General features: G+C 65.6%; 10 protein-coding genes and 1 pseudogene. 7 read left to right on the top strand and 4 right to left on the bottom strand.

Features of this window, described 5'->3' with window-relative positions; translation table 11 throughout:
* Window positions 1–183: 183 nt before the first annotated feature.
* Window positions 184–1,122, top strand: coding sequence for an esterase family protein (locus tag AADZ78_RS05665; RefSeq protein WP_085251227.1), 939 nt, complete (start codon window positions 184–186; stop codon window positions 1,120–1,122).
* Window positions 1,123–1,134: 12 nt separating this feature from the next.
* On the opposite strand, the gene AADZ78_RS05660 is transcribed toward AADZ78_RS05665, so the two are convergent.
* Together AADZ78_RS05660 and AADZ78_RS05655 are read right to left on the bottom strand one after the other, a co-directional pair.
* Complete coding sequence (locus AADZ78_RS05660; RefSeq protein ID WP_204081129.1) at window positions 1,135–2,709, bottom strand: DNA polymerase Y family protein; 1,575 nt, start codon at window positions 2,707–2,709, stop codon at window positions 1,135–1,137.
* 5 nt (window positions 2,710–2,714) lie between these two features.
* Window positions 2,715–3,305, bottom strand: a complete 591-nt coding sequence (locus tag AADZ78_RS05655; protein ID WP_085251226.1) for a hypothetical protein — start codon at window positions 3,303–3,305, stop codon at window positions 2,715–2,717.
* 89 nt (window positions 3,306–3,394) lie between these two features.
* Between AADZ78_RS05655 and AADZ78_RS05650 the strand changes: the two genes are divergently transcribed.
* A complete protein-coding gene (locus AADZ78_RS05650; RefSeq protein ID WP_239655245.1) occupies window positions 3,395–3,991 on the top strand; it encodes a hypothetical protein in 597 nt (198 codons plus the stop codon).
* Between the two features lie 191 nt (window positions 3,992–4,182).
* Here the strand turns inward: AADZ78_RS05650 and hpnD are convergent.
* Window positions 4,183–5,070: pseudogene (gene hpnD / locus AADZ78_RS05645) on the bottom strand (presqualene diphosphate synthase HpnD).
* A gap of 202 nt (window positions 5,071–5,272) precedes the next feature.
* On the opposite strand from hpnD, the gene AADZ78_RS05640 reads away from it, so the two are divergent.
* A complete protein-coding gene (locus AADZ78_RS05640) occupies window positions 5,273–6,193 on the top strand; it encodes a class I SAM-dependent methyltransferase (protein ID WP_085251225.1) in 921 nt (306 codons plus the stop codon).
* A 55-nt stretch (window positions 6,194–6,248) separates the two neighbouring features.
* Here AADZ78_RS05640 and guaA read toward each other — a convergent pair whose 3' ends face one another.
* On the bottom strand, window positions 6,249–7,847 hold the full coding sequence (guaA, locus tag AADZ78_RS05635; RefSeq protein ID WP_139828788.1) for a glutamine-hydrolyzing GMP synthase: 1,599 nt from the start codon (window positions 7,845–7,847) through the stop codon (window positions 6,249–6,251).
* Between the two features lie 70 nt (window positions 7,848–7,917).
* Between guaA and AADZ78_RS05630 the strand changes: the two genes are divergently transcribed.
* The 4 genes from AADZ78_RS05630 to AADZ78_RS05615 all read left to right on the top strand — a co-directional run bounded on the left by AADZ78_RS05630 (window position 7,918) and on the right by AADZ78_RS05615 (window position 12,858).
* Entirely contained in the window at window positions 7,918–8,334 is a 417-nt protein-coding gene (locus AADZ78_RS05630; protein ID WP_085251224.1) for a cold-shock protein, read from the top strand.
* Window positions 8,335–8,359: 25 nt separating this feature from the next.
* Window positions 8,360–9,145 carry a beta-phosphoglucomutase family hydrolase gene (locus AADZ78_RS05625; RefSeq protein WP_204809106.1) on the top strand — a complete coding sequence of 262 codons (786 nt, stop codon included), beginning with the start codon at window positions 8,360–8,362 and terminating at the stop codon, window positions 9,143–9,145.
* Window positions 9,142–11,535, top strand: a complete 2,394-nt coding sequence (locus AADZ78_RS05620) for a glycoside hydrolase family 65 protein (RefSeq protein WP_085251223.1) — start codon at window positions 9,142–9,144, stop codon at window positions 11,533–11,535. The genes AADZ78_RS05625 and AADZ78_RS05620 overlap by 4 nt, the downstream gene beginning before the upstream one ends.
* Window positions 11,536–11,619: 84 nt before the next feature.
* The gene (locus AADZ78_RS05615; RefSeq protein WP_085251222.1) at window positions 11,620–12,858 is read left to right on the top strand and encodes a DegT/DnrJ/EryC1/StrS family aminotransferase; all 1,239 of its coding nucleotides are present in this window, start codon (window positions 11,620–11,622) and stop codon (window positions 12,856–12,858) included.
* Window positions 12,859–12,883 lie beyond the last annotated feature (25 nt).

Genomic DNA, 12,883 nt, shown 5'->3' with positions numbered 1-12,883 from the left:
CACAGGGATCCAAGTCGCAGAAGCGAAACGATTAGGTCGCGATTCGATAACGAATGCCGGAGTCAGGTTTAGTTCGGATGGCTCAGACCATCCGCGGACATGACGAGCGCAATCGGAGACGGGCTCGCCTGGTCCCACACGTGAGCAACAACCCGAGCCGCAACTACAAAGTGAAGGAAAACAATGGTCAAGGATTGCTGGACGCGTCGTCTGATGGTCACCGGAATTGCGGTGGCCACACTGCCCGGGCTGGTTGGTGTGTTTGGGGGCGCCGCGCCCGCGCGAGCCGCTGCACCCGAATTCTTGCAAGTGCCGTCGGCGTCGATGGGCCGCAACATCACCGTGGAATTTCAGAGCGGAGGTGCCCCGGCAATCTACTTGCTCGACGGCTTGCGCGCCCGCGACGACCGCAGCGGCTGGGATATCGAAACTCCCGCGTTCGACGAGTATGCCGGTTCGGGGCTTTCGGTGGTGGCGCCGGTGGGCGGCCGCTCCAGTTTTTACTCCGACTGGTACGGCTCGGCGAATGGCCAAACCTACAAGTGGGAAACCTTTTTGACCAGCGAACTGCCGGGCTACCTTTCGAGTCGGGGGGTGCGCTCGACCCGCAATGCCGTCGTGGGCGTCTCGATGTCGGGGTCGTCGGCGACGATCTTGGCTGCCTATCACCCGCAACAATTCGCCTATGCCGGCTCACTGTCGGCTTACATGACCCCCTCCAGCGGCAACGGACCCATGCTGATCGGGCTTGCGATGAATAACGAGGGCGGCTTCAATCCCGTGGACATGTGGGGACCCGACGGCGGCGCTGGGTGGCAGCGCAACGACCCAACCGTGCAAGCCGGAAGACTGGCCGCCAACAACACCAGGCTGTGGATCTCCAGCGGTAACGGCACACCGTCGGAGATCGGAGAGGGCAGCGTACCGGGGCAGGTGATCGAGCAGATCATCTTGCAAAGCAACGTCGCCTTCAAAGACGCCTACACCGCGGCCGGCGGCCACAATGCGACCTTCAATATCGATAGCAACGGCGTGCATAGTTGGGGCTATTGGAATGCCCAGCTGGTGGCGATGAAGCGGGACGTCCAGGCGACACTTGGCGCGGGCGGAAGCGGCGCCTGAAGTTACGCCCGGCTATTCATAGGCCCCCTCCAGGTACCACCGCCGCTGGCGATAGCACAGCAGCAGCGCGCGCTCGCTCTCCAGCAAGACCTGGGCTCGAGCGGTGCGGCTACCCCCTTGACCGGCCCCAGGCCGGTCGTCCCACCACCGCTCGTCGACCGGCCACGGTCCGGCCCACCAGCGCAGCTGGTCGTCCCGACCGCGGAGGGTCAGTCGCGCCGGATCGGTGGAGAACATCCCCCGGCTGGTCACTCGTACCGGATTCCCTTGGGCGTCAAGCAATTCCACCGGATCGTCGAGCAGCACCGCCGGCGCCGGATTTGGCAGTTGGCCGGGCCACGGCTGATCCGGGTCGGCCTGCGGCACCGGCTCGTCGCCCAGTGGCGTCAACGTTATGCGTTCGGCCGGTCCGCGACCGCCGGACAGCACCGGGACCTGCACCGCCTCCGGGCCGAGTAAACCCTGGACCCGCACCAACGCCCGGCGGGCCCGAAGTCTGTCCTCCTCGCCGAGACCACCCCATAGCGGCAACTGCAGCGCCCCGGCGGACACCACCTCTATCGCCTGCAGCCGTAACAGCGTCACCGGCCCGGTGGGCCGCTCCTGGGTGGTCCGGTTGCTCAACCATCCGTCCAGTTGCCAGCGCACCCGGTCGGCGGTGGCGTCCTCGGTCAACGGCTCGGCGCACCGCCACACCCTGCTGAGCTCTTCGTCATTGGCGGTGACGGCGTGAATGGCCAGCCGGGTACATCCCACGCCGGCGGCCATCAGCGCCCGATGCAGCGTGGCGGCCAGCGAGCGTCCGGCGAATGCCGCGGCGTCAACCCGGTCGATCGGCGGATCACAGTGCAGCACGGCGTCGAGTTCCGGCGGCGCCTGGCGCCCAGCGGGTGCTCGTTCCGGCTCGCCGTGGGCGAACCGGTGTGCGGCCACCGCGTCGGCGCCGAACCTGGAAGCCACGTCGGTGCGAGACAGCGCGGCGAACTGCCCAATGGTGCGAATCCCCATGCGCCACAACAGATCCGTCAGCTCATCGCGCCCTGGACCGCACAGGCTCGGTTCGGTAGCAAGCTGCCGGATCGACAACAACGACAGAAACCGCGCGTCGTGCCCCGGCTCGATGACGCGGCCGGCGCGCGCGGCGAAAACCGCGGTGGGCAACTGGTCGGCGATCCCGACCTGACACTCGGCGCCGGCCGCGGCCACCGCGTCGATCAGCCGCTCGGCCGCGCGCTCCTCGGACCCGAAGAAGCGGGCCGCCCCACGCACCGGCAATACCAAGAGCCCGGGCCGCAGCACCTCGGCGTGGGGCACCAAATCGTCCACCGCCGCGATCACCCCTTCGAAGAACCGGGCGTCGCGGTCGGCGTCGGCGGTCGCGACGTGCAGTTGCGGACAACGCGCCGCGGCCTCCCGGCGGCGAAGCCCACGCCGCACTCCGGCCGCCCGCGCGGACGCCGAGCAGGCGATCACCCGGTTTGCCAACGTGACCGCGACCGTAGCCGTCGCGGGCTGGCCCGCGGCCGCGGCCGCCGCGACCGCGGGCCAGTCCATGCACCAGATCGCCAGCACTCGCGAAGAGACCATCCGACTTACCCCGTACGCGCTCGGCCGATCGTCCGTTCACACCCGCCGATCTGTAACTGCACCCCACTGATCCGGCCGAACCCTGGACGGCCGCCCCCCGTGATCTCATAGCCGCAAACCCGGGCCTGAAGCCGCGTCGGCGCCCCTTCCCAATCGCCGTCGGTCACCAGCAGGGTGCAACCCTTATGGCGGGCACGGGCCACCACTGCCCGTGCCCGCGTCCGCGTCACCCGACGCCCACCCAGACCGAGCACCACCAGATCCATGCCGTCGATGAGCACCGCGGCCACCTCAACCGGATCGGTTCCGGGATCCGGTATCACCGCGAGACGGCTCAGATCCGCACCCATTTCCACAGCGGCCAGCAGCCCGATATCCGGTTGGCCGACGATAGCGGCATTACCCCCGGCCGCCGTCACCTCGGCCACCATGCGTAGCAACAGCGACCGAGCTCCGGACAGCACCGCCACCGTTCCCCGGGGCAACAGTGCCGGCCCGGCCGGCAACGGGTCGTCCCAGCGGGCGGAACCCTCGGATAACTCGGCCATTCGCCGCCGCAGCGATTCGAGCTGGTCAGAGGCGACAGCAGCAGTCATGACCAGCCTCCTTGAGGACATTATTCGAATATATGTTCGAGTAAACACCCGCCTTCCGACAATCGTCAAGCAACGTGAGAGGCTGCTTTATGCGTTCGGTGCTGGTGTGGCTGATGGTGTGTTTTGGCAGCATTTTGACGGCCACTCCGGCCCGCGGTGACGAGCCCACCTGCCGGCCAGCAGAGCTATTCGTTGCCGACGACGAGCCGCCGCTGTTCGAGCTGCAAGCCGATGTGACGATCGCCTTGACCGGCGCGGTGGTGACGGGGTCAACCCCGGTCGACGGCGTGTTCTGGTCGGAGGGCCTGTGGCGAATCACCGACGAGAGCGCGCGCGAATTTCATCTGTGCGTCATCGACGAGCCCACCTTGCATACCGTCGCCGAGGCGCTACGACACCAACTCAACGAAGAGGCGGTGCTGACCTTCGACTACCTGCCCGAGGCGAACGCAGTCATGATCACCGTGCCCGACATTGACATCGCACACTTCCGTGAGGCCTTCGTGGCCGATTCGGCCGCGCACCAACGGCTGCGGGGCGGCTCCGTCACCACCGACCACACCCTGATCTTGATTGCCGACAGCGGTGATCTAGGTATCGCCCGACGGCTCGTCGAGGAGGCCGGCGGCCGCTGGACCGCCGCGACTATTGCCTACGGCAAGCGCGAATTCGTCAACTCAGTCTGAGTCGCACTGGTCGCAATTGTCACAGCAGTCTCTGGACCGGTAGACACCCTCTTTGCCCACCTCAGAGCGACAACTCGGGGCGGCCCACAAGTTGTCGCTCTGAGGTGGGCGAGAAGGGACATCCTCCCGACAGATACCAATGTGGCAGGTGTGACAGAGCGTCGCCGAGCTACCGCAGTCAGCTGCCCGGTCTAGCGGGCCCGCGAGGCCGGCTGATGGCCAACACCTGTTACAGACAACGCCAGTGCCGCGGCCGCCAACCGGGCCTTCTTGAGTCCCGATAGGGAGATCCGCCGGTCGTAGACGATCGCCGGCGACGCTCTGATAAGGGCCAGCTGATGCCGATAGATGGCGGACATGGTCGCGCAGCAGGCGGCGCTGCGGCGGTCTAGGTGTGGAATCAGCCGCAGTCCCAGCGAATACCAGTCCGCGGCACGGTCGGCACTGAACCGTAGCAGTGCCGCCAGTCGGCCGTCGGGGTCGTCCAGTGCCCCCGCGTCATCCAGGCGAAGGCCCACACCGAACCGCTCCAGTTCCCCGCTCGGCAGATAGATCCGCCCGTTCAGAAAGTCCTCACGGACGTCGCGCAGAATATTGGTCTGCTACAACGCGATTCCCAACTGGTCGGCGTATTGCGACGTCGTCGGGCTGACGGGTCCGAAGATGGAAAGACACAACCTTCCGGTCGCCCCGGCGCCGGTGCGGCAGTAGGCGACCAGCTCGTCGAAGTCGCGGTATTCGGCGCCGTCGACATCCATGTGGGCGCCGTCGATCAGCTCGCCGAACGTCGCAATCGGGATAGGAAAGCGGCGAGCGGCGTCGGCCAGCGCGACCAGCACCGGATCCGATGAATCATCCATACTCTCAAGCGATTTCCTGATCGATGTCAGCTCGGCGACCTTGGTCGCGGGCGCCAGTTCGCCGTCGGCGACATCGTCGATCCGCCGGCCGAGCGCATAGACCGCGCACATCGCCGTCCGCTTTTCCCGCGGCAGGAGTCGGATGCCGTAATAGAAATTCCTGGCTTCCGCGCGGGTGATGCCCTCGGCGATCCGGTATGCCTGTTCGACCGTTGTCATCGGCTCGCCGATTCGTCGTCAATCCAGACCACGCGCGGGAATCTAGCGCTGCCGCAGGGGCGGCCCAAGGGCAAATCGACCAACAAGCGCGCACGGTCTATGCACATTGCCCTGGCCACGCCGCGACCGGTCGATAAGCCTGGCTACCTAGCCAAAGTGCCTTCACAGTGAAGCAGGACTGCCCTGACAGGGAAAAGAACAGATGACACGCATCGACAACGACACCTGGGATCTGGCCTCGAGCGTTGGCGCGACCGCCACCATGATCGCCGTGGCCCGGGCGATGGCCACCAACGCCAAGAGTCCGTTGATCAACGATCCGTTCGCCGAGCCCCTGGTGCGCGCAGTCGGAATCGATCTGCTCGTTCAGCTGGCCAGTGGTGAGTTGCGGCTGGAGGATCTGGGCGAACACGCAACCGGTGGTAAGTGGATGATCGACAATATCGTGGTCCGGACCAAGTTCTACGACGACTTTTTCGGTGACGCTATGACGGCCGGTATTCGGCAGGCGGTGATTCTGGCGTCCGGCCTTGACACCCGCGCTTACCGATTGCCCTGGCCCGCGGGCACAGTGGTCTACGAGATCGATCAGCCCGGGGTCATCGAGTTCAAGACACAGGCCCTGGCCGACCTGGACGCGGAACCTACCGCAGAACGGCGCGCCGTGGCCATCGACCTGCGCCACGACTGGCCGACCGCCTTGAAGGATGCCGGCTTCGACCCGACCAGGCCGACGGCCTGGAGCGCCGAGGGGTTGCTCAGTTATCTGTCACCGCAAGCGCAGGACCGCTTGCTCGACACGATCACCGCGCTGAGTGCCCCAGGCGGCCGCCTGGCCACTCAAAGCGCGCTCGTGCTCGACCCGATTGAAGAGCAAAGGAAGAAGAAGCGTATGCAAAGCGCCGCCGAAACGTGGCGTACGCGCGGCTTCGATCTCGACCTGACCGAGCTGATCTACTTCGATGAACGCAACGACGCCCACAGCTACCTAGCCGGCCACGGCTGGCAGGTCGCGGGCAGCACCACAAAGGAACTCTTTGCGGCCCACGGGCTGCCGCCTTTCGACGACGACGACACCAGCCGGTTCGCCGGCCGCCATTACATCAGCGCCACGCTGCATTAGGGCACCCTGCCCGTCCCACAGCTAGCAATGTGGCAGCCGACGAAGCGTCGCCGAGCTACTCCCACTCGATGGTGCCGGGAGGCTTGCTGGTGATGTCCAGCACCACGCGGTTGACCTCGGCGACCTCGTTGGTGATGCGAGTCGAGATGCGTTCCAGCACTTCGAAGGGCACCCGAGTCCAGTCGGCCGTCATGGCGTCTTCACTGGACACCGGACGCAGCACGATCGGGTGCCCGTAGGTGCGGTTGTCGCCCTGCACCCCGACCGAGCGGACGTCGGCCAGCAGCACAATCGGACACTGCCAGATCTGGTTGTCCAGGCCGGCCGCGGTGAGCTCTTCGCGCGCGATCGAGTCGGCGCGCCGCAACGTGTCCAGCCGCTTAGCGGTGACTTCACCGACGATCCGGATACCCAGACCCGGGCCCGGAAACGGCTGGCGCGCAACGATTTCCTCTGGCAAGCCCAACTCCCGTCCCACCGCGCGCACCTCGTCTTTGAACAGCAGCCGCAGCGGCTCGACGAGTTTGAACTTCAAGTCGCCCGGCAGACCGCCGACATTGTGATGGCTCTTGATGTTCGCGGTGCCGCTACCCCCACCGGATTCCACCACGTCCGGATACAGCGTGCCCTGCACCAGAAACTCAATGTCTTCTCCGGGGCTAGGCCGGCTAGGCCCCCCTAAAACATCCCGCACCGCTCCTTCGAACGCCCGGATGAATTGGCGGCCGATGATCTTGCGCTTGCCCTCGGGGTTGCTCACACCCGACAGCGCCTCGAGGAAGGTCTGCGCGGCGTCCACGGTAACCAGCCGCGCCCCCGTGGCCGCCACAAAATCGCGCTGCACCTGCTCGCGCTCGCCCGCCCGTAATAGCCCGTGGTCGACGAAGACACACGTCAACCGATCGCCGATGGCGCGCTGCACCAGGGCGGCGGCGACCGCCGAATCCACCCCGCCGGACAGCCCGCAGATCGCGCGGCCATCGCCGATCTGTCGCCGCACCCGCTCGATCAACCCGTTGGCGATGTTGGCCGGTGTCCACTCCGCCCCGATCCCAGCGAAGTCGTGCAGGAACCGGCTGAGCACCTGTTGGCCGTGCGGTGTGTGCATCACCTCCGGGTGGTATTGCACCCCGGCCAGTCGCCGGGCCCGAGCTTCGAAAGCGGCCACCGGGGCACCGGGGCTGCTGGCCACCACGTCGAATCCGTCCGGTGCGGCGGTGACGGCGTCACCGTGGCTCATCCACACCGGCTGGACCCCGGGTAGATTCGAATGCAGTTCGCCGCCAAGGACTTTCAGTTCAGTCCGGCCGTATTCGCTGGCGCCGGTGTGGGCGACGGTCCCCCCGAGCGCCTGGGCCATAGCCTGAAACCCGTAGCAAATGCCGAACACCGGGACGCCCAAGTCGAACAGCGCCGGATCGAGCTGTGGAGCACCCTCGGCGTAGACACTGGCCGGTCCGCCGGAAAGCACCAGCGCCAGCGGATCACGGGCCCTGATCTCCTCGATCGAGGCAGAGTGCGGGATGACCTCCGAAAAAACCCGCGCTTCTCGGACCCGGCGGGCGATCAATTGCGCATACTGGGCACCGAAGTCGACCACCAACACGGGCCGCGGCGACGCTGAATCCACGGGCAGCAAGTCTAGTGGTGCCAACCCCGCACGCCCGCGTAGACCGGTCCGGTACGATCGCCGTTTGTTGGGTTAAGGGCTGAAGGGGTTCAGGGTGCGGGTAACAGGGAAAATTGTTCGTTTCGACGAGGTGCGCGGTTATGGCTTCATTACGCCAGATATTGGCGGCGACGATGTCTTTCTGCACGTCAACGACCTGGAAATGGAAAAGCGCCTAGCGACTCGGGGCGCTAGGGTCTCCTTTGAAGTCGAGGAGGGTGATCGGGGCAAGTTTGCGACGGAGGTCCGCTTGTCGGCGGACGCTGCGCCGGCACGCCCCCCGGTCGCCGATGTCGATGACCTGAACGCGGCGAACGACGATTACTTCGACGTACTTTCGTCCGAAGAGTTTCTCCACGTGGTAACCGAAAAGCTGTTGCAAATAACTCCGCCACTGACTGCCCAGCAGATTCTGGCCGTGCGCAGTAGCTTTGAACAGTTTGCCCGCCAACAAGGTCTGATCGATTCGTAGTGTGAGGGTCCCCGTGCTGGGTTGGATTGCCCGACTCCTCAACGGTCCGCAAGCGGACCGCATCGTCGTCGAGCTAGGTCTGCCCGAGAACGTGCGCGCCTGCCTGTTCGACCTTGATGGTGTGCTCACCGATACCGCGAGCGTGCACACCAAGGCTTGGAAGGCCATGTTCGACGCGTACCTGTCCCAACGGGCGCAACGCACTGGCGATGCGTTCGTTCCGTTCGATCCGGCCACTGACTATCGGCAGTACGTGGACGGCAAGAAACGCGAAGACGGGGTCCGGTCATTTCTTAGTAGCCGGAAAATCAAACTGCCCGAAGGCAATCCCGACGACCCCGGCGACGCCGAGACGGTACACGGGCTGGGCAATCGCAAGAATGAGATGTTCCAGAAGGTCTTGCAGCAAGACGGCGTCAAAGTGTTCGACGGGTCGCGGCGTTATCTAGAGGCGGCCTCCGACGCGGGTCTGGGTATCGCCGTGGTGTCCTCCAGCGCCAACACCCGCGACGTGCTGAAAATCACCGGCCTGGACCGGTTCGTCCAGCAGCGGGTGGACGGCGTCACGCTGCGCGAAGAACACATCGCCGGCAAGCCCGCCCCCGACTCGTTCCTGCGCGGAGCACAATTGCTCGACGTCGCGCCCAACGCCGCGGCCGTTTTCGAGGACGCTCTGTCAGGCGTGGCCGCCGGCCGCGCCGGCAGCTTCGGCTTCGTAGTGGGCGTCGACAGAGTGGGCCAGGCCGAGGAATTGCGCCGCAGTGGCGCCGACATAGTGGTTACCGATCTCGGCGAACTGCTGCAGTCATGATCACCGAAGAAGCATTTCCGGTAGAGCCGTGGCAGGTCCGGGAGACCCGGCTGAACCTGAACCTGTTGGCCCAGTCCGAGTCGCTATTCGCGTTGTCCAACGGGCACATCGGGTTGCGCGGCAACCTCGACGAAGGCGAACCCTACGGCCTGCCGGGCACCTATTTGAACTCCTTTTACGAAATCCGGCCGCTGCCATACGCAGAGGCCGGATATGGCTATCCGGAGGCCGGCCAAACCGTCGTCGACGTCACCAACGGCAAGATCATTCGCCTGATGGTCGACGACGAGCCATTCGACGTGCGCTACGGCGAATTGATCGACCACGAGCGGATTCTCGACCTGCGCGCGGGAACGATGACCCGCCGCGCGCACTGGTGCTCCCCCACCGGCAAGCAGGTCAAAGTGGTGTCAACCAGGATGGTGTCGCTGGTCCAGCGCAGCGTCGCGGCCATCGAGTACGTGGTGGAAGCCGTCGGCGAATTCGCCCGAGTAACCGTGCAATCCGAATTGGTCACCAACGAAGACCAACCAGAGACCTCCGACGACCCACGGGTTTCGGCCATTCTGGAACACCCGCTGGAGGCCGTCGAACACGAAAGCAGCGGCAGCGGAGCGCTTCTCATGCACCGGACCCGGGCCAGCGCCTTGATGATGGCCGCCACGATGGATCATGAGGTAGAAGTCCCGGGGCGGGTCGAGATCTCCACCGACGCACGGGCCGACTTGGCCCGCACCACCGTGATCTGCGGGCTGCGCCCGGGACAGAAGTTGCGCATCGTCAAATACCTGGCATATGGGTGGTCCAGCCTGCGCTCCCGTCCCGCGCTACGTGACCAGGCCGCCGCCGCGCTGCACAGCGCCCGCTACAGCGGATGGCAGGGACTGGTCGACGCGCAGCGGGCCTACCTCGACGACTTCTGGGACTCCGCGGACGTGGAGGTCGAGGGTGACCCGGAATCCCAGCAAGCGGTGCGATTCGGGCTCTTCCACCTGTTGCAGGCCAGCGCACGTGCCGAACGCCGTGCCATCCCCAGCAAGGGGCTCACCGGCACCGGCTATGACGGCCACGCATTTTGGGACACCGAGGGTTTCGTGCTGCCGGTGCTGACCTACACATTGCCGCACGCGGTCGCAGATGCCCTGCGCTGGCGGGCATCAACCTTGAACCTGGCTCGGGAAAGAGCGGCCGAACTCGGCCTCAACGGCGCCGCTTTCCCCTGGCGAACGATTCGCGGCCAGGAGTGCTCGGCCTACTGGCCGGCCGGCACCGCGGCCTGGCACATCAACGCCGACATCGCGATGGCCTTCGAGCGCTACCGCACCGTCACCGGTGACCACTCGCTGGAAGCCGAGTGTGGCCTTGAGGTGCTCATCGAGACCGCCCGATTGTGGATGTCGCTGGGCCACCATGACCGGCACGGCGTCTGGCACCTCGACGGCGTCACCGGTCCCGACGAGTACACGGCGATCGTCCGCGACAACGTGTTCACCAACCTGATGGCCGCCCACAACTTGCTCACCGCCGCCGACGCCAGCACCCGTCACCCCGACAAGGCAGCTGAATTCGGCGTCACCACAGAGGAAATGGCCGCCTGGCGGGACGCAGCCGCAGCCACCCACATCCCCTACGACGAGGAACTGGGTGTGCATCAGCAATGCGAGGGATTCACCACCTTCGCGGAGTGGGACTTCGAAGCCAACACCACCTACCCGTTGCTGTTGCACGAAGCCTACGTGCGGCTGTACCCCACGCAGGTGATCAAGCAGGCCGATCTGGTGCTGGCGATGCAGTGGCAGAGCCACGCCTTCACCCCCGAACAGAAGGCGCGCAACGTCGACTACTACGAGCGGCGCATGGTGCGCGACTCCTCGCTATCGGCCTGCACCCAAGCGGTGATGTGCGCGGACGTCGGCCACCTGGAGCTGGCCCATGACTACGCCTACGAGGCCGCGCTGATCGACCTGCGCGATCTGCACCAGAACACCCGCGACGGCTTGCACATGGCTTCGCTGGCCGGTGCCTGGACAGCGCTGGTTGCCGGCTTCGGTGGCCTGCGTGACGACGAGGGCATCCTGTCGATCGATCCCCACCTCCCCGACGGGATCTCATGCCTGCGGTTCCGGCTGCGCTGGCAAGGGTACCGGCTGACCGTCGACGTCAAACACGCCGACGTGACCTACACCCTGCGCGACGGTCCAGGCGGCAAGTTGACCATCCGGCATGCCGGCAAAGATCTCGCGCTGGATACCGATTCGCCGACAACGCTGACCGTACGGCACCGGGAACCGCTGCTGCCGGCACCGCCACAGCCGCCCGGCCGGGAGCCATTCCACCGGCGGGCCATGGCCAAGTCCGCCGTGACGGCATCGCCTGCGCACCAGAAGTAGCGACCCGCGCCAAAGTGACAATTTCGGAAGGCCAGGCTAACCTAAGGTCTTCGACTCAAGATCTCAGGCCACCCTTTCTCATATATGGACATTCGAACGTTCGACAGCCCGGTGCTGGCGCCGCTGTCCGTGTCGCGCGCGGCACCCGCCGACTTCGGATCAATGTCCGAGACGGCTGGCGCGACGATCTCAAAGATCCCGTTCATCCGCCCGACCTTTCCCGGGGCAGACCAGCTCGCTGAAGACTTCGCCCATATCGCCGATACCAACTGGTACACAAACTTCGGCCCCAAGGAGCGGCAATTCGCTCGCGCCCTAGGCGACTACCTCGGACCTGATCTGCACGTTGCCACCCTCGCGAACGGCACCATTGCACTCATCGCGGCACTCCACGTCACCTTCGGTGCGGGCACGCGGGACCGTTACGTGCTCATGCCGTCGTTCACGTTCGTCGGCGTAGCCCAGGCTGCGCTATGGACTGGGTACCGGCCGTGGTTCATCGACATCGACGCCGACACCTGGCAGCCATGCGTCCACTCGGCGCGTGCCGTCCTCGAACGCCACCGAGACCGAATCGCGGGGATCGTGCTCGTCAACGTGTTCGGGGTCGGCAACCCCCAGGTCGATTCCTGGGAGGCCCTCGCCGCCGAATGGGAGCTCCCGATGGTCGTCGACTCCGCGGCCGGCTTCGGCTCGGCGTACGCCGACGGCGCGCGCGTCGGTGCACGTGGTGCGTGCGAGATCTTTTCGCTCCATGCGACGAAGCCATTCGCGGTCGGCGAGGGCGGCGCACTGGCTTCTCGCGATCCACGGCTCGTCGACCAGGCATACAAGTTCCAGAACTTCGGCTTCGTGAAAACGCGCGAGTCGATCCAGATTGGGATGAACGGGAAGCTGCCGGAAATCAGCGCCGCCATTGGCCTGCGCCAGCTAGTCGGGCTTGATGACCGGCTCGCGAGTCGCCGCCAGGTCTTCGAGTCCTATCGCGCCGGTCTGGCCGACGTGGGTGTGCGCTTCCAGAACAATGCCGAGGCTTCGTCGCTCTGCTTCGCGAGCGCTTGCTGCACGTCAGTTCAGCACAAGACCGCGGTCATGGCTAACCTGCACCGACACGCGATCGAAGCGCGCGACTACTACAACCCACCACAACACCTGCATCGGTATTTCGTGACCAACCCCGAGTTAGTAGCGTCGACCGACCTGGCCGTCACAACTAGCATTTGCTCGCGCATCGTGTCGCTGCCCGTCCATGACCACATGGCCTCCGATGACGTGGCCCGGGTCGTTGCCGCGGTGCGGGAAGGGCAGGTTCGCGTTGGCTGAGACGCTTACCGGCCCCGCACCCAAG

Origin of the sequence: Mycobacterium riyadhense (assembly GCF_963853645.1) — a bacterium.
Taxonomy (GTDB): Bacteria; Actinomycetota; Actinomycetes; order Mycobacteriales; family Mycobacteriaceae; genus Mycobacterium; species Mycobacterium riyadhense.
The sequence above is the reverse complement of the archived record's forward strand: the minus strand, read 5'-3'. Positions and strand labels throughout refer to the sequence as shown.

Excerpts from the sequence above, each read along its gene's own strand:
- AADZ78_RS05665 (WP_085251227.1), top strand. The coding sequence starts at position 184 with ATGGTCAAGGATTGCTGGACGCGTCGTCTGATGGTCACCGGAATTGCG.
- AADZ78_RS05660 (WP_204081129.1), bottom strand. The coding sequence starts at position 2,709 with ATGGTCTCTTCGCGAGTGCTGGCGATCTGGTGCATGGACTGGCCCGCG.
- AADZ78_RS05655 (WP_085251226.1), bottom strand. The coding sequence starts at position 3,305 with ATGACTGCTGCTGTCGCCTCTGACCAGCTCGAATCGCTGCGGCGGCGA.
- AADZ78_RS05650 (WP_239655245.1), top strand. The coding sequence starts at position 3,395 with ATGCGTTCGGTGCTGGTGTGGCTGATGGTGTGTTTTGGCAGCATTTTG.
- AADZ78_RS05640 (WP_085251225.1), top strand. The coding sequence starts at position 5,273 with ATGACACGCATCGACAACGACACCTGGGATCTGGCCTCGAGCGTTGGC.
- AADZ78_RS05620 (WP_085251223.1), top strand. The coding sequence starts at position 9,142 with ATGATCACCGAAGAAGCATTTCCGGTAGAGCCGTGGCAGGTCCGGGAG.
- AADZ78_RS05615 (WP_085251222.1), top strand. The coding sequence starts at position 11,620 with ATGGACATTCGAACGTTCGACAGCCCGGTGCTGGCGCCGCTGTCCGTG.